Source organism: Flavobacterium sp. B183 (genome assembly GCF_023539155.1).
In the GTDB taxonomy this organism is placed as follows: domain Bacteria; phylum Bacteroidota; class Bacteroidia; order Flavobacteriales; family Flavobacteriaceae; genus Flavobacterium; species Flavobacterium tructae.
In genome coordinates this window covers 5,053,857-5,071,864 of the sequence record NZ_CP097434.1, presented here as the reverse complement: position 1 = coordinate 5,071,864, position 18,008 = coordinate 5,053,857, and the positions used below count along the sequence as shown (strand labels likewise).

The following is an 18,008-nucleotide window of genomic DNA, read 5'->3' as shown; positions in this document are numbered from 1 at the left end:
ATGGGGCGGACTAGTACCCAATTACTGAGTCATCGTTTGTTTCGTAAATTATAACTTAAACGCATTACCAACTGAAATGATATTGACTTATACTAAATTATTGATTATATTTGCAACAGCGGTATCCCTTGGAGGGGAACTGTTTCTAATAAATTCTGAACCTGAAATATCTTAAATATTCAGTAAAGCGAAATGCCCTATAGTCCTAACTAGATGTAAAAAATCAACTTTTCTGCACAAGGTACGCAAATGTAATACTTAAATTCTTATGTTTACAATAAACATAAAATTATAAGTCTATTATGAACATTAAAATCGGGAACTTAGTTTCTATTAAAAATCACCCATATGGTTTAGGCTCTGAAAATGTTAAAATTTCAGCAATTGCATCTATGACACCGCCTATCATGGTTGTTTCAGAAATGATGAATTCAGTAAAAGAGTTTGATAGCGAGACGGGTGAAGAAAAACCAAAGCAAGTTAAATGTATATTTTATTCTCATAAGTCACATAAATTTGAAAGCTATTGGTTTAATGTAAATCATCTAAAATTAATTGAGGAATTAATTTTAGATGATTTACGAGAAGAAAGAAACGACATTAATAAAAGAGGTGAATTTAATACATCATCCGAAGTAAATTTATCTAGCGTTGGGATACAATACCCGAAATCAACTATATTAAATGAACTGAAAAGAAGCTTTTTAAATAGACAAGTTGTTTTAAAATCTTGTGATCATGAATTAGGAAAAGTTAAAACAACTTTTTCTAAAGTTGATAATAAGTCATCGCAAAAAAATAATTCGCATTTAGATTTTTTACCTCCAGTTTTAACTGTTATTGATGTACTGTTAAATGATGAAAAAGTCTCTTATAATACAAAATCAGGAAATCAAAGAAAAATAGTTTCTTATTTTTTATTAAAATGTAAATGGTATAATCCACTCTCAGGGCATTTTTCTGAAGGTTTCCTTCCTATTGATACAGTCAAATTAGTGCCGATAGCAAAATCATTAAAATTTGTATCAGAAATTATTTCGGCGAAGAGTTTTATAAGACAGAATTTTTCGGGACATATAGTACTTGAAAGCGGTATAATAATTGAACATACCTATATTCAACCAATTGAATTAATATTTAATCATTATTATTATAAAGTAAAATACTATGATTTCTTTAAGAATAAATTTAGTGAAATTGATTTATTAGAAATTAGTTTAAATGAAGAGATTGTAGAACTAAGTGATTTTATTGTAGAAAAAATTCCTGAATACAAGGTACAATTGCAAGATTTTAGCAGTATTAAAGATTACGTTTTTAATATTGATACATATTATAGAATAACTTACAAGGATCTGCAGGACAAAATTACTCGTAGAGTTATTTATGTTAAGGAATTTATAAAAGATAAAGTAATTATAGCTGATTGTTTACTTAGAGATGGCGAAGAAAGACATTTTAGGTTGAAAGATGGGAGTATTTTAAAGATAGAAATTCTTGACTCTAATATTTTTAGATAAAAACCCCGCTCTGCGAAGTCTTCCGACTTTGTAGCGACAACGTTAAGCAAATATCTCAAATAAATGAGAGATTTTAAATTACATAAAGTAAATAACAGTAATAATAAAATTGAAAAAAGCGCAAACCCTTAAAAGTTTGCGCTTTTCAATTTTATATAATAGAAAGAGAAAATCCCTATTTCACTTTCAGCCTGAATTCATTTTCAAATCGTTTGGACTTGGTGCCTAATGCTTAGTAATACCTTAAGAAATAAAATTTCCTTCATCAACAAAAAGTTGTGGCAAAAACATTTTTAATTTTCATTTTGTCACAGAAGTTGTAACAAAACAAAAATAAAATCAATTTTGTTACAACTTCTGTGACAAAATTTCTGTGACAAATTTTTTATTTTTTATTTTTTTGACACAGAAGTTGTGTCAAAGTTTTTGTTTTTTTAAATTTTGACACAACTATAAAAAAGAAATGACAACAAAAAAAATGCGCAAAATCAAAAGGATGATTTGCGCATTTTGTTATCAGAAGTTCTCTTGGTGAGAATGTTATTTCAATTTCATTAATTTTTCTAAGTATTCGACCTTTTCTTTTTCTGCCTGAACCAAACGTTCGTACAGCTCGACCATTTTATCAAGAGCATTGAATGTGCAATGATTAAATGGGCCGTTTACTTGGCCATGATTAGCACTATTATCGTAAAAATTATTAAAGAAATTAAAAACAGATTCTTCTGTAAAATTTTCAATCGCTTCTACCGTCACGCCAAGTGCTTTTGCAATTAGTACTAGTTTTTCTTTGTCAATATTTTCGCTGGCTTCAATATTCGAAACAGATTGCTGGCTTACTCCAATAGCTTCTGCAAGAATTTCTTGTTTCATTCCGCGAAGTTCTCTTATACGGCTGATATTTCGGCCAATATTTCTGGGTCTGGTTTCTGTGCTCATAATTCAAAGATATTTAATTTTTTTGATAAAAATAGCGATCCGTAAAATACAGGGTCAATTTGGTAAGGTACTTTCGGGTGTTTTTTTATCCGTTGTAAATATATTCTTTTTCTTACTTTTATGAAAGCTGTATTTGTCGCATAAATCGTAAAGTGGATTATTTAAAAGTATGAATTACAAAATGTCATTTAAGGAAAGAGCGGAGTTGGGTATGAAAATATTAGCGAAGCAGAAACCTGTTACCTTAGAACAGGCCAGAGCGCAAGCAAAACGGCTTAGTGAAAATAGCGTTACAAAAGAAAAAAGGAAAAGAATCTAAAAGAAACTTTTTCACCTCATTGCAATCCGGGAAGAATTGTATTCTTAAAAAATAGAACTCAAGGCAGATTTTTACTACAAAATCAGGTATTTCTACGGGGTCTCAAAACCACCATTAATTCTAAATTTGAATTGTGTTGCTAAATGTATTGGCAATGAATGATTTAAGTTAAGAAATGAAAGGATGCCCCAAATCCATAGTGCTTTTTTGCTTTTTACTAAGCAATCTGTTTTTGTTCTCTCAAAACGAACATTTAGTGATCGGGAGAACAACAGGTAAACTACTGCTTAAAAATAACGTCTCTGTCCGGACTTTTGGTTTTACGAACTCTCTTTCGGGGCAGGTTACTTTGCCGGGATCTGAGATAAAGGCAAAGGTTGGCGATACTGTTCGGGTTGATTTTTGGAGCATTTCGCAGGGAAATCCGGTCTCTTTATTCTGCAAAGAAATTGATTTTGTTCAATGGGACAAAAACAATAAGCTGATGAAGAAGAAAGAGGCCATTCATCATATGGAGCATGGGTTTTATTCTTTTTTGGCCGAAAAACCGGGCACCTATTTGTATTACAGTCCCGAAAATTATCCGTTCAACCTTCAGGCGGGAATGTTTGGTCTCATTATTATTGAACCAAAAGAAAAGGATCCTCTGGCGGCTGAGCCTTTGCGTGAAATTCTTTGGTGCAGCAACGAACTGGATACAAAATGGCACACCGATGCCATCATGGGTACCGAATACGATCCTCGAAATAAACCTATTGTTCTTCCGCCCTACAAACCCAATTATTTTTTAATTAACGGACAAGTTGCTTCTGATAGTAAGGGCTTACAATCGTTAGATCGTAAAAACGAAACGGTGCTGCTTCGATTGGTCAATTCGGGATTGTATTTTCATGAAATTGTATTTCCGCCAAACGCAAAACTAAAGCTGAGGTTTGGAAGTGAGACCGCTCTAACAGAATCGGCTAACGGATGCACAGTGGCACTTCATGCGGGAGAAAGTCTGGAAATACTCGTTTCTCTGGAAAATGTGGGAGATACTGAACAATTGATCTACTATTTTACTGATCCTATTTCAAAAAAGAAAGTTTACGAAACGGCTATTGCTGTTTTCAATTAAAATTTAAATCGACGATTATGAAACAACTGTACTTTTATTGGATACTCCTTTTTTCGGTTTCTATTTCATTTGCGCAAAACAAAGCTACATTTTCGGTAGTGGGAACTGCGGTCAATAAAGAAAGTGTGCTGAAAAACAAACGGCTTGACATTTCGAAAATCAAGGTCGAAAATATTTCAAATAAACCCATTTATCTGGTTTGGGAAACCGTATCGAATACATTTCCAAAGGAGTGGGATTGCTCGATGTGCCAGCACGGCGCCTGCCAGATTGGGATTCCGAAAGGATCTTCTTTTAATAAACTTAACCCGGATCAGCAGGGCTTTATTGCCATTCATGTAATTCCTGCCAACAAAATAGGCAACGGAACGGTGAAATTTAAAATCTACGACAAAGCAAATCCTAAGTATGCTCAGATTTTAACTTTTGAAGTCGAAGTGCTTTAATGTTAACTACCAATTTATTAATCACCCAAAAACAAAAAAAATGAAAAAAATTACCATTTTAATCTGTATTATTTTGACTATGGGAATGTCCTATGGTCAAAATAGAAATAATGCGAAATACATTCGATGGAACGTTAATACGCCTCAGGGATTAGCGAATCTGGAAGCGATGAATGTAGCTTTTAAGAAAATGCGCGAAGCGGGCTGCGAAAAAGGAATTTCCTGGTATTATCAGGGAGCGATTCACAGTGTTCCGAAAGAGATTACAGGTCCCAATAAGCTCTGTCCGCAATATCAGACCATCAATGATAAGTTATGGGCATGGGCCGATTGTACGCATAACGGAACACCAAATGCGAAACTACATTTCTTATTATGGCACAGATTTTACATTTGGCATTTAGAAAAAATTATTCGCGACCTGTCCGGAAAAGCCGATTTTGCGCTTCCGTACTGGAATTATGGCAGTAAGGCGGTGTCTCAGAATGTGATGGCAGAACCTTTAAGAGTGCAGTCCGGTTCTCTTTATACTGCGGCGCGATACAGCATTTTGAACAATGGAAAACCAATTTTGCCGAGTCAGGTCAATCAGATTCAGCTGGCTTTAGAAGAATTAAAAACCAATCCTTCTTTTACAGGCGACGCGGGATTTAGCAGAAGCCTTGAGGGCGCCCCTCATGGTTATATGCACAATCTTATCGGTGGGGGATATGCCGATCCAAGTGAAACGTATTACAACGAAATCTACCAAAAAGTGACTTCGGGTTTAATGGCCAATGTAGAGTCGGCCGGATTTGATCCTGTTTTCTGGCTGCATCACAGTATGGTCGACCGTATTTGGGATTCCTGGGACGTTTCGATTTACGGACAGCGCCCTACCTTAGAGCAACTAAAAGCAGATCCGTGGCAATATCAGTTTATAAATCCCGACGGAAGTCGTGTAACGTATACGATGGAAGAAGTATACAACACTGTTTACAACTTAGATTATAAATACGATGATTTACTTTACGGATCTAAAACTCCGGTTGTAGCGGCTAATGAGGCAGCAAAAGCTAAAATTTCGTTTCAGGATTCAAAAGAAGAAGTGATTTGGGAGCAAAAAGTGAGCAAAGTATTAGGCACTTCGGCTTTTACCCATAAAGTAAGCAATACCTTTGCGAAAAACACCAATAGAGTTTTTAAAACTGCCAATTCTAAAATAATTCTGAATCTTGATGTAGTGGTTTACAAAGAGCCAAAAGATTATTATACGGTTTATTTGCGTTATCCCGGGAAAAAAGATCAGTATGTGGGTACAATGACTTTCTTTGGAGTAGCTCATGATCATGGAACCGGAGACAGCCACGAAATTGGATCAGACGGTGTAAAACTTAACTACTCTTATTACATTTCGGATGACTTAATTAATTCAGATTCCAGTTATGATATTATTATCAAAAAGACCGGAGGCGGAGATGCTAAAGTTACTCTTGAAAAAATTAGTGTGATAAAAGCAAATTAAGTTTTTTAGATTTTCTGAAAACGACATTCCAACCATAATCCAAACCCTGCAAATACTGATTTGCAGGGTATTTTTTTGAAATTTAATGCTGCTTTTTTTCGTAGGATTTTTTAACATTTAAAAGATGTTCTTTTAAGAAGATCTTGCTATAAAATTCTTATTTTACAGATTGAAAATAAAAGTCGATAAAAGGGAATAGAAGCACACCAGTTCAGGATTTAGGCTTACAAAAGAGAGCTTCTTCAGCAAAAAAACGACGATTTTCATTACAACAACATTCAATTACTTTACCTATTTATAGTATACATTTAGAAATAACACTTGTTTTATACGATTACTAATGAAAAAAAGTCTCAAATACATTGATGGAAATTCAGATAAATTCTGGGAAATAAACGTGACAGGATTTGAATTTACGGTAACTTACGGTAAAAACGGAACTTCGGGAACTTCACAGACCAAGAGTTTTTCAACAGATGAAGAATGTTTGCGAAATGCTGAAAAATTAGTCAGCGAAAAACTGAAAAAAGGATATTCTGAAAACGGAGAAGTGAGTATAACTTCAAAACCAAAAACGGGTAAGGCAGCAAATTCTGCTGCTGTTTTAGAGGAATATGATGCCATTATAAAAGCAAAAGATATTCATTTGATGCTTCCTTTTTTAAAAGAAAATGCAAAAGGAAATGTAGACGCTTTAAAGAAACACATCAAAAAAAATAAAAAATACTGGACCCAATACATCGATTTATCCAAAGAACCGGAATTTTTGAAGAAGAATAAAACCGGTAACAATTGGGGATCTTCGTGGGGAACAAGAGGAGATCAAAAGCAAAAAGAAATGATCACCCTGAGCGCTATCGCATTGTTTGATAAAGCCGATATTAATTCGTGGGATGAAGTACTGCAATTGCTGGATGAAGCCGATCAGAAATCCTATGTTCTGGACACATTGTTATGGGCAAAACCCAATTGGCTGGAAACTTTTATTCTGGATAAAGTAAAAAGACAGGACTGGGTAAGCGTCAATTATCATATTCTGCGAAAGTTTGAAGAGGAAGGGCTGCTGCAATTCAATCCGGAGTTGTACGCTTTAAGCCTCGCAGCAACAAACGAGTGGCGTGCCAAGATGAAAACCAGAAAATTCATTAATACCCTTGTAAACGATACAAAAGGATATCAGAGAGATATTCCGGAATTGTTTAATTACGAAACCATACTTCACAACAGCTTTTTTCGGGATAATGACAACCAAAGTTATGACGAATTTCAGACCTGGAGCATTGTCTACAAAACTTTATTAGACGAGAAAAAAATGGACCGCAGTTTCTTTATTGAAAATGCCATCCAGATTCAAACCAAAGAATGGAACAACAATCTAAAATCTTTTTTCAGAAAAAGAATCGAAGAATTTAATGCGACAGAAGAAGAACTGATTGTTTTTCAGGAAAATATATTTTCGTTTTTGCACAACGCGTATCCGCCCATTACGAGTTACGGAATTGAATTGGTGAAGAAAATTTATGCACATCCAAAATTCAAAACCAAATCATTTCTGGAATGGCTGGAACCTTTAATGATGCGTGGCGACTGCAAAGCAGCCATAAAAAATGCTCTTCCGATCTTAGAAAAAATAAGCAAAGCCAATCCGAAAGTAAACAATCAAATTGCCTCTATTCTGGCAGATGTTTATGTGATTTCTGATTTGACTTTACAGGAAAAAGTGTCTAAAATTATTCTGAAAATCGGTTCCTCAAAAGATAAAGTACTGAAAGAAAAACTGAGCACCTATGTTACTTTGATGCAGGGAAATATTAAATCAGGTTTAAGTCAGTTTTTAGATGAGGATGCTTTGATGCCGGACGATGCCGGATTTGAAGAATATCAGTTCCAACCTCAAAAAGAACTGGTATTGACCGAAGAAGTGCAACTGCCAAAGGACTGGAACGAAATTTTATTTCAGTTCGGAAACTTCATTGCTTCTGAAGAAGTTCTGGACACCGAAATCCTAATGAATACTTATATTCAGCAAAGAGATTTGTTTCCCGCCGATTACAGCGCGCAGTTACAGCCTTATCAAAAACAATTGAACAAATTCTATTTTGAAAGTGTTCATAAGAACTATATGAAATCGTTTTTGTCTCAGAAAATTGAAAACATCAACAATAAGTTAAGTACTAGAGACAGTCATTACTTAAAAATTAATACACTGGTTTTAATCCGGCCGTTATTAGAAAAAGTGCAGCAGAAAATAGAATCCAATTCAAAACTGCCATTGCTTTCTTTTCCTAGTCATAAACCGTATTGGGTCGCTCCTAAAGTTTTGTTGGAACGTGTAATTGCCTATCAAAAAGCAAACGAAGAAATTGATTCTCTGGATTTAGCAATTGCCATTGCACGAATGCCAAGAGAAAATACTCATGAAGCACTTCCTTTATTGAATGAAATCGAGGGCGAATTAAAAGCTTTGCTGTCCTACTGTTTGGGAGCAGAAGATAAACTGACGATTGATTCGGGGTCATTAGTTTCAAAACTTTTGGCAACATTAGGAAAAACGACTAAAGAAAGCGGAATATTATCTTTATGGGCCGTTGCAGCCCGAACATTTTATCCGGACCATACTTTTAACGAATTTGAAAATACCTATTTAAAACAAGTTCCATTTGTGGTTTCGCCATTTCAAACCGAATTCTCTTTTAAAGAAAAATGGAACGAGTGGAACAATTATAAAACACACGAAAAAGAAAGATCGCCTTCGTGGTACGAACTTCGTTTCGAACTGCCACAATACATCAAAACGCCCAATTATTTATTGTACAGTCTTGATATTTACAAAAGATCGAACAGTTGGGATTACAATATAAACTATGGCGGAAATACATTTTACTGGCACAGTCTTACGCCACAAAATCCAGATGCTTTAGTGATGACTTTATTGAACAACTGTGTAGTTCCGGACGGTTCAAAACCGGAATTAAAAGGTTTTCTGGATGTTTTAAACCGACCGGAAATGAGGTTCTCGGATAATGTTTTATTGTTATTCGCGCTTTGTTTCTTCCAGGAAAAGAAAGATTTACGCTTACTGGCCTCCGAAACTTTAATGAATCTGATTGAGAAACAAACAATCGATATAGAGAAGTTTGCTGAGAAGGCGGCTTTTGCAGCAACAGGAAAATATGGTGCTTTTTCTAGATTAACCGATGGAATAATTGCCTTAAAAGATATTTCACCTTTACACAACAGCGCATTACTGCAGTTCTTTAACACCTTTTTTGCTCGTTTGGAAGTGAGCGAAAAGCTACCGACAAATTTCAAGAAAATGGTCGAAAACTATGTTGATGTTTTAATCAAAACCAATCAGAAACCTTCAGAAAGCGTCATTGCGTTTTTTGAACAGTGGAAAGATAATGCTTCGCTTAAATCCTTGATTAAGCAAATTTTAAAATAAAGAAAATGACAGATTTAGAATATAATTATAAAGGAATTTCAACCTATAGTAAAACAAAGGGAATCAATAATTTGGTTTTGGCTCATCAAACCGAAATTGAGGAAGTCAATAATATTCCGTGCTTTTTCTGGGGAAGTTTAACAGATCCTTATGTCACAGCAAAATGCTGGAGCACGATTGCCAAAGTAGTGCGTTCGAGTTTTGGACCAGTTCCGCCCAGCCTTCGTGATCCAATTGTTTCTGCAGGTTCAGAAAGACTTCGTTTTGAGGGATTTTCGTCCTGTAATGGAGTTTATGTAAGATTGGACATGAAACCCGAAGCCATCGACGGCGAATTTATTGCAAATGGAACGACTAATGTTGATTTTAACGATCCAATGCTGAATGCGCTAAATGCGATTCAGAAGAATGAAAAGGTAACCCTTGCCGTTGGTCAGCAAGACGTTCAGGTGATAACCAGCAAAGCAAAAGTGGTCGAGAAAAAAGTGACTTTGCCCATGCGCTGGATCAAAGGATTAACCAGTGTGCAGCTTTATTTGGCTGATATGGATCTGAAGTTCGAACTTAATAAAATACAAACGATTCAGCTTTTTCAAAGTCTGCCGAAAGGAAGTGTAAAAGGTGATTTTTTTATCACCAAAAGAGCCGGAAAGTTTATGTTTTCGACTTTGGCAACTTCAGACAGCGTGAGAATAGGGGGCGTTCAAAGACTGCGTTTGTTAGAAGGGATTCTGGCCATTGTAGATAAGATTTTTATCTACGAATCAGATGATAAGCAAACTTGTGCTATTGTATGCGAATTTGGTAAAATGCAGCTATTGATGGCTTTTTCTCCGGATTCTTACCGTGGTTTTTCAGGTGAAGGAAATGTTCTGGAAACCATGACAGAAAATTTACCGATGGAATGGGTGTACGGATTAAACAGTTTATTAAAATCGAATGAGATGTTTGACCCAACCATGCTTTCGATTGAAAATGATATTGATTTTGGTACGATGGATAATCTAACCTCCAATTTATCTTCCATGGGATTATTAGGGTATGATTTAAGCGAAAAGGCTCATTTTTATCGTCGTCTTCCCTTTAAAACAGAACGTATTTTATCTTTAAACCCAAGATTGAAAAATGCTAAAAAGCTAATTGATAAGGAAGAAGTAGAAATCACAGAACGCAGAGCCAATTATATTGAAGCCAAAGTAAAAGGTTCCGGTGTGGTGCATAAAGTAATCATTGATACTACTTCTCAAAAATGTACCTGCGACTGGTTTACGGCTTATCAGGGAAAGAGAGGAATCTGCAAGCATATTTTGGCAGTGAAAATGATACTTTCTTAAGAATGAAAATTAAAGACATGCTCTATAAATCTTAAAATAAAGTTAAATTAATTTCTAAAAATGTTATATTTGTACCTGAAATGGAAATGAAAAATATAAATATTAATCTGTCAGTAGGACTATATAGTGATCGTTTAGCAGGATTTGCCACTGTTAAGGGCTCAGGATGTGATCTGTATTTTTATGAAATCGAAGTGTAAATTGAAGTTACAAACTCAACATAAATATAGCAAAGCGTCCTCTTTTTAGGGCGCTTTTTTTGTTTTGGGGATAATTCAGCAGGATAAAAAAGATGGAAAATGATTACAAATTGATCGTAACAAAAAAATATTTAAAAAAATTACACATTAAATGTTTAATGAATTTTAAAAACACCAAAATATAGTCTTGAAAAGTAATCTGATGAGTAACAGTCATTTGATTTGATGAAAGAGCTGCTTCGATAAGTGGACAGGGATTTCTATGGCTTAACTTAAGGGTTTAATAAATTGAAAATCAACAAGTTGAAGTATTGAAAGATTTGGAAGTATGATTTTTTTGACATTATCTTTGCCGAAGAATATCGGGACACTGAATTTCAAAAAACAATAGAATTTAAAAATAAAACAATATATAAAATGGATTTCATTTTTAATACATATAACGTAAAACCAATAAACGCAAGTTCGGCCCTTGAAGGGATTTACATGCTGGTGCATCATTATAGGCAATATGATAATTATCGTATTTGTTATAAAGCACCTTTAATCGGGTGCTTTTTTTATGGTTCAAAGGATCAGAGGCGCAAAGAGGCAAAGAAACAGAGGTTATAAAAAGGCTTAGTCTCTTAGAATTTTAATAACTCTGAAGAGTTTAAAAGAAAGTTAGCAAAATAATTGCGCAGTACGATGGTACTATTGGTTTATTAAAAGATCGTCGTGAAGTAAAAAGGAGTGACTATCAACAGCAGCTGCTGATAGTTTAAGTTTGACAATAAAAAATTAAGGATGAATCAAGGAACAGGATTTGCGTCGGACCATAGTGCTGGTCAAACAGAAACAACAGAGTTTGATGAGTCGTCATTTGCCTCAATTCAAAAGAGGAATTTGAAACTCATTAAACGTGGGAATGAAAAGGTAAATTTTAGGAATCTTATATATCATTTGGAGATATTTCTCTGGTAGAGCAAGGGCGCTTTTAAACTTTTGTGATATTGGATTTCCCTGAAAAACCTTCGATTTCCTGAGATTCTCAAGAATTACAAAAAAATAAAAAACCATGCAAAACAATACATTAGAAAAATACAAAAGAGCAATTAGAAAAAAATACGAGATAGAAAGAGAAGGAGAATACTTTGATTATTTGTACAAGCCTTCTCGTGCAAAACTTCGTGATTTGTGCTGGCTCATTTTCGAAAATAACCCAACAAAAGAGGACTTGAATGTTTTTAGCAATCTATTGGGCTTAGATTTCGATCATACCCAAAAGAATAAGTTTAAGGAGAAGAAAGATAAGTTCAGACCTATTGAAACCTTCTTTAAAGGAGAAACAGATCCGTCCAGTATGGATGTCATCAATATGGCTGCAATTTTGGTTGATTTTCACCCTCGTCCTCTCAAGAAGTTTTACGAAAATTCTAAAAAGGAAGATGCAAAACCAATCAGGAAGATTGAAAAGACTAAAGAGGTTTTTGAAAAGAAGAGTGCTGCTAAAAAAGAAAAGCCTGAAAAGAAATCTAAGAAAAGAAATTTCTTTAGGGATATTAAAAGTATGTTTTTCTAGAGAGGAGAATTATGAGTAAAAGATTTAAACACCATTATTTTAAAAATTGAAAAAATAAAAATTATGAATACAATTAGTAATATCGTTTTAGAAGAAAAGCATAGTAGGCACACAGTTGTTGAAGAACAGGAAAGTACAATTACTGAATATGGATTGGCTGTTTTAAAGGCGAAAAGGGATGAAGTAACCCAAATGAATGGGTTTTTAATTCGCCCACAAGCCTAAAACGTAAGTCCGCTTTGTATAGCACTCACAACGGTTGTTGACTATTTAAAGTGATGTTTGTACCATTAAAAAACGGCTATCCTTATGAGATAGCCGTTTTTCGTTGGTTAGTATTATATTGGTTTATTAATTTTGTCCGTATATTTTAGCGTAAAGATCTTTGTAAATTTCTTTAATGATTTTACGTTTTAATTTTAGGGTAGGAGTAAGTTGTCCTCCGTCAATCGACCAAACGTCTGGAGTAAGTTCAAAACGCTTGATTTTTTCCCAGTGTCCGAATTTCTCGTTAATGGTTTCTACTTCTTCGTCAATACGTTTGATAACCTGTGCGTTAGAGCTGATGTCTTTGTCGCTGTTTCCTAAAGTTATTTTGTGAATTTTAGCCCATTCTTTTACAAATTCAAAGTTAGGCTGAATAAAGGCTGCCGGCATTTTTTCGCCTTCACCAATCACCATGATCTGCTCGATAAAACGAGATTGTTTCATGGCGTTTTCAATCAACTGAGGAGCGATGTATTTTCCTCCCGAAGTTTTGAACATTTCTTTTTTACGATCTGTAATTTTAAGGAAACCTTCGCTGTCAATTTCTCCAATATCTCCGGTGTGGAAATAACCGTCTTGTAAAGCTTCGGCCGTTTTTTCAGGATCTTTAAAGTAACCTAACATTACGTTTGGCCCTTTGCAAAGGATTTCACCGTCTTCGGCAATTTTAACTTCTACATTGCGAATTGGTTTTCCAACAGTTCCAATTTTAAAACCTTTGTTTCTTTGGTCGTTTACGGCAATTACCGGTGATGTTTCAGATAAACCGTAACCTTCCATTACCGGAATTTCAGCAGCAGCAAAAACTCTCGCTAAACGCGGTTGTAAAGCAGCACTTCCGGAAACCATTAAATCTAAGTTTCCTCCTAAACCTTCTTTCCATTTACTGAAAATAAGTTTACGGGCAATTTTTAACTGAAATTCGTACCAGGCACCATTAGCACCGTAAGGCTGGTAGCGTAGTCCTAAATCAATGGCCCAGAAAAATAGTTTTTTCTTAATACCGGTTAATTCTGCACCTTTTGCGTAGATTTTATCGTAAACTTTCTCTAAAAGTCTTGGAACAGCTGTAATTACATTTGGTCGTACCTCTTTTAGGTTATCGCTGATTTTATCAATCGATTCACCAAAGTAAACCGAAATACCATAATATTGATAGATGTATAAAATCATTCTTTCAAAAATATGACAAATAGGAAGGAAGCTCAAAGCCGAACTTTTTCCCGGATCAAACGGGATTCTTGGCGCGCTGTCTAAAACATTAGAAACAATGTTATGGTGAGAAAGCATAACTCCTTTTGGTCTTCCTGTTGTTCCGGAAGTATAAATAATAGTAGCTAAATCTTCTGGTTTAATACTGTCTTTTCTGGCTTCAACTTCGCTTTGGTTGCTGTCGTCTTCTCCTAGTGTTAACAATTCAGACCAGTGTTTGCAACCTTCAATTTCATTAAAAGAATAGACTTCTTTTAAAGTAGGAACGTTTGCTTTGATCGCGTTAACTTTGTCAAGTACTTCTGTATCGGATACAAAACAGAAAATACTTCCACTATGATTTAATATATATTCGTAATCTTCTTCGGCAATAGTTGGGTAAATAGGTACGTTTTGAGCACCGGTTTGCAGGATACCAATATCCATAATATTCCACTCCGTACGATTGTTAGAAGTGATTAATGCAATTTTATCATCTTTTTGAACACCCATGCGCAATAATGCTCTTGAAATAGCATTTGCTTTTGCAATATATTCCTGGCTAGATGTCTTTTCCCAGACTCCGTTTTTTTTAGTTGCTAAGGCAACCTGAAGGTTATAAGTTTCTTGTTGATAATAGGGAAAATCAAAAAGGCGTGTGATTGAAACCATGTTAGTATATTGAATTTTATCGCAAATTAAATAAAAATTAGGTATAATTTTTATATTTATCGAAATTTATGGGAAAAATTATAAGTACTTTAGAAAATCTACGAAAACGTTTTCTTTTTTGTAGTAAAAGGTATAAAAATCAAGAAAAATTGATTTTTACGTAGTAATTATTGTACGTTATAATCTACATATTCTTTTACTCTTTCCCCCATCAGAAACATCTTTTTCTTGGTAAAATGGATAGAAAATTGAGTGTAATTCCACTCCTCACTGTCATTGGTACGGTACCAGAAAGTATAGGAAGCACTGTTGAAACCTTCTTTAAAAACTGGAATACCTTCTTCGGTACATTCAATTCCCCAGTTGATCTTTTTTTTGCTTAGATCTTCATATTGAATAATTCCTGTTCCGTCCGGATTTAAAATGGTAGAGGGTTCTTTTTTTCCGGCTGGCAAAAAAGTTCCGGGTACCGGATACCCAATAGTGGTGGTAATAAAATGGTCACGGACTTTATAAGTGATTCGGTCTACGTGAATTTGTGAATGTAATTTTACGGCACTAAATAATAAAGTAAAAAGAAATACTTGCAGGGTTTTCATTCTATGTAGGTTTAAGGGTTCTTGGAGCTGCCAAAAAATTCGGGGCACGAATTTTTTGGCGAATATAGTTCAATTTTTACTAGAAAAATGAATCCCGATTACAAGAATGATATTTTTTACTTTAATGTAATGTTACTCTGTCGAAAACTGATTTTCCAGTAATTTTTCTTTAAAGTCAGATTTGAAGGTGTAAGCAAAAGTAAGCATCAGAGCGCGTGTGTCTGATTTTGAAGCACGGTTGTTACTGAACAAAGCTGTATTGTTTTTAAAACCGCTTTCAAGTGTGTTGAACATATCAGTTACCACTAAACCTAAACGGGCATTGCCTTTACCCAGTTTTTGCTGAAATCCCATGTCAACATTATAGATCGGAATTCTTTTTCCCTGTGCAGTAGCGAGAGCCGAATTGTAATTTCCAATAATTTGCAGTTTTCCACCTTTCCAGGGAACAAAATTATTGATGATCTTTCCGTACCAGCTGAATGCATTGTTGACTACATCCTGAGCCAGATTGGAGGCATTTATATTTTGCTGAAAAGCGGTAATACTGATATTGGCATCGTAGAATCCAATTGGTTTCAGACTGAAAATAGTTTCAAGACCGTAAGTAATGGTGCTTCCAATATTTCTGGGCTGTTGCAAAACCACTCCGTTGTCCTGTAATTCGGCATACTGTCTGATTGTATTGGTCGCGTTTCTGTAAAAAGCATTGGTCGAAAGGGAATATTTGGACCATTCTTTAGAATAGCCTGTCTCAATAATATGAATGATTTCCGGTTTTAAGTACGGATTTCCTCCATGCGGATTCAAGGCATCGGTAATATCAATAAATGGATTTAAGTTGTCTAAGTCCGGGCGGTTGATACGTTTGCTGTAGCTCATTTTTAGAAATTCGTCTGATGCTAAATTAAGTTGTAATGAGGCAGAAGGGAAAAGTTTTACATAATGATTGGAGAAGTTATCACTGTTGTTTTGCGTTTTTCCGTTGTTTGAAACCTGCTCGGCACGTAATCCTAAATTGTACTTCCATTTGGGAGTTTCTTTAGTGCCAATATAAGAGTTTAACATTCCGTAAACCGCGTTGATTTGCTCGTTGAATTTAAAGCCGTTGCTTGCTAAAGGATTTACAACGTATTCTCCATTTTTTTGATCGGCACTTTGAAAATCGGAGTCGAAGAACCGGAAGGTTCCTTTGTAACCCGTCTCTAAAATGGTTCTTTCAGAAACCGGAAGCGCATAATTTACAATAGCGTTCGAGATATTTTCGTGTTCGTAATTGTGTGTTCTTTGCCATGCAGCATCACCAATCAGGTTGTAGTACTGATCGAATTGATAGGTATCGATATCAGTGTTTTCTCTGTGTTTATTGAAAGATGAGGTAATACTGGCGTTTAGGCTTTTTCGGTCATCGGCAAATTTTCGGTCGTAGCTAAAAGCAAGTTCGCCTACCTTAGAACGCTCGAGTTCCAAAGAATGTCTTTTATTGCTCGAGAAAAATTGATTGGCACTGTTGTTTACCTGCGTGTATAAAGTTTCGTCATTGTCCTGACTTTCCATATTTCCCAAAGCTTCAAAAGAAAAGCTGTTGTTTTCATTTGGTGAAAAATCAATGTTGAATTTCAAATTCTGCAAACCTTCTGTACGCTGGTCGCTTCTGTTTTGATTGATATAATGTTCGTCATCGATCAGGTAATTGATTCTCTCCCCTTTGATCTTTTTAGTTCTTCCGGCAAAGCGATTGTCGTATCCCAGTCCGAAATTCCATTTATCGGTTTTCTGATTTAAGAGCACAGAGCTGTTTAGTCTGCCTTTGGCTCCAAATCCGCCTCCTAAAACCACCGCGCCATTCATACCGCTTTGGTTGTTTTTTTTAAGTCTGATATTGATAATACCGCTTTCTGCATTCGCATCGTATTTGGCAGTAGGATTACTGATAACCTCAATACTTTCAATACTGCTCGCTGCAATTTGGTCCATATTGGTAATGGCAGAGTTTTTTCCGTTAATCAAAATCATTGGAGATTTTCCTCTTAAAGTAATTCCTCCGTCTGCATCCACAGCTATTGTAGGGATGTTTTTGAGCATATCGGTTGCAGTTCCGCCTGTTTGTGTAAGATTCGAAACGGCATTAAAAATGAAGCCTTCGTTGGTTTTTTGAATTTGCTTTTTATGAGAATTTACAACAACAGTGTTTAACAGATTAGTGTCCGTTTTTAAAGTTATGGTTCCAATAGAAATTGGAGTTCCTGTAAATTTTACTTTTTGCGTAAGGGTTTTAAAACCGATTAATTTGAACTGAATTTTATATTCACCTGAAGTAACATGGTCTAAAGAAAAATTTCCGGAAGCATCTGTAACGGCATATCCGGCAACTTTTGTTGAATCGGTAGTGTTTTTTAAAACCACATCGACAAATTCGATGGCCAGTTTCCCGTCAGAAACAGTTCCTTTTACAGAAGAATTTTGGGCAAACGTGACTTGGCTTATAATAAGTAAGAGGAGTAAAAGCGATAATTTTAATGTCCATTTTTTCATGAAACAAAGATATCTATCACATTAAAAATGTGGGAAAAAGTAGCCTTAAGATAGAATTAAATTAGTCTTAGAGTCTTTTTAAATGGAGGTTTTTTTGAAAAGGTGAGATGTGAGATGTGAAAAGTGAATGGTGAAAAGTGAATGGTGAAAATCTGTGAAGTCTTTGGCAAAAAATGTAGCCGATAAATTCGGATGTTCTTAATTGAAATATATTTTTTAGCTTTTCTCAATTCTTTTTCCGGCATTTATAAAAGCGTGAAACGTTGTTGTTTCTGTCTTTTGTATTTCTGATTCTCATCGGGAGGTGTTTTCCTATGAATTTTATTCAGAAGTTTTGTGAATAATACTGTTTGTTACAG

13 protein-coding genes are annotated in these 18,008 nt (G+C 35.0%); 9 read left to right on the top strand and 4 right to left on the bottom strand.

The window, feature by feature from the left end; translation table 11 throughout:
* The first annotated feature begins 302 nt into the window (after positions 1-302).
* Positions 303-1,520, top strand: a complete 1,218-nt coding sequence (locus M4I44_RS20660; RefSeq protein WP_249965954.1) for a hypothetical protein — start codon at positions 303-305, stop codon at positions 1,518-1,520.
* A 540-nt stretch (positions 1,521-2,060) separates the two neighbouring features.
* Here the strand turns inward: M4I44_RS20660 and M4I44_RS20655 are convergent.
* Positions 2,061-2,459, bottom strand: coding sequence for a helix-turn-helix domain-containing protein (locus M4I44_RS20655; protein WP_249965953.1), 399 nt, complete (start codon positions 2,457-2,459; stop codon positions 2,061-2,063).
* A gap of 169 nt (positions 2,460-2,628) precedes the next feature.
* On the opposite strand from M4I44_RS20655, the gene M4I44_RS20650 reads away from it, so the two are divergent.
* From M4I44_RS20650 to M4I44_RS20615, 8 genes are all read left to right on the top strand, one after another.
* The gene (locus M4I44_RS20650; protein WP_249965952.1) at positions 2,629-2,778 is read left to right on the top strand and encodes a hypothetical protein; all 150 of its coding nucleotides are present in this window, start codon (positions 2,629-2,631) and stop codon (positions 2,776-2,778) included.
* Between the two features lie 175 nt (positions 2,779-2,953).
* Positions 2,954-3,895 carry a multicopper oxidase domain-containing protein gene (locus M4I44_RS20645; RefSeq protein ID WP_249965951.1) on the top strand — a complete coding sequence of 314 codons (942 nt, stop codon included), beginning with the start codon at positions 2,954-2,956 and terminating at the stop codon, positions 3,893-3,895.
* A gap of 17 nt (positions 3,896-3,912) precedes the next feature.
* A complete protein-coding gene (locus M4I44_RS20640) occupies positions 3,913-4,341 on the top strand; it encodes a hypothetical protein (protein WP_249965950.1) in 429 nt (142 codons plus the stop codon).
* Between the two features lie 40 nt (positions 4,342-4,381).
* Positions 4,382-5,845: a tyrosinase family protein gene (locus M4I44_RS20635; RefSeq protein ID WP_249965949.1), complete on the top strand. Its 1,464-nt coding sequence runs from the start codon at positions 4,382-4,384 to the stop codon at positions 5,843-5,845.
* Between the two features lie 340 nt (positions 5,846-6,185).
* Positions 6,186-9,290, top strand: a complete 3,105-nt coding sequence (locus M4I44_RS20630) for a DUF6493 family protein (protein WP_249965948.1) — start codon at positions 6,186-6,188, stop codon at positions 9,288-9,290.
* Between the two features lie 5 nt (positions 9,291-9,295).
* A complete protein-coding gene (locus tag M4I44_RS20625; RefSeq protein WP_249965947.1) occupies positions 9,296-10,624 on the top strand; it encodes an SWIM zinc finger family protein in 1,329 nt (442 codons plus the stop codon).
* Between the two features lie 1,257 nt (positions 10,625-11,881).
* The gene (locus M4I44_RS20620) at positions 11,882-12,385 is read left to right on the top strand and encodes a hypothetical protein (protein WP_249965946.1); all 504 of its coding nucleotides are present in this window, start codon (positions 11,882-11,884) and stop codon (positions 12,383-12,385) included.
* A 63-nt stretch (positions 12,386-12,448) separates the two neighbouring features.
* A complete protein-coding gene (locus M4I44_RS20615; protein ID WP_249965945.1) occupies positions 12,449-12,610 on the top strand; it encodes a hypothetical protein in 162 nt (53 codons plus the stop codon).
* Between the two features lie 126 nt (positions 12,611-12,736).
* On the opposite strand, the gene M4I44_RS20610 is transcribed toward M4I44_RS20615, so the two are convergent.
* From M4I44_RS20610 to M4I44_RS20600, 3 genes are all read right to left on the bottom strand, one after another.
* A complete protein-coding gene (locus tag M4I44_RS20610; protein ID WP_017496074.1) occupies positions 12,737-14,515 on the bottom strand; it encodes a long-chain fatty acid--CoA ligase in 1,779 nt (592 codons plus the stop codon).
* A gap of 167 nt (positions 14,516-14,682) precedes the next feature.
* On the bottom strand, positions 14,683-15,114 hold the full coding sequence (locus M4I44_RS20605) for a hypothetical protein (RefSeq protein WP_017496073.1): 432 nt from the start codon (positions 15,112-15,114) through the stop codon (positions 14,683-14,685).
* A 132-nt stretch (positions 15,115-15,246) separates the two neighbouring features.
* Positions 15,247-17,649, bottom strand: coding sequence for a TonB-dependent receptor domain-containing protein (locus tag M4I44_RS20600; protein ID WP_249965944.1), 2,403 nt, complete (start codon positions 17,647-17,649; stop codon positions 15,247-15,249).
* Positions 17,650-18,008 lie beyond the last annotated feature (359 nt).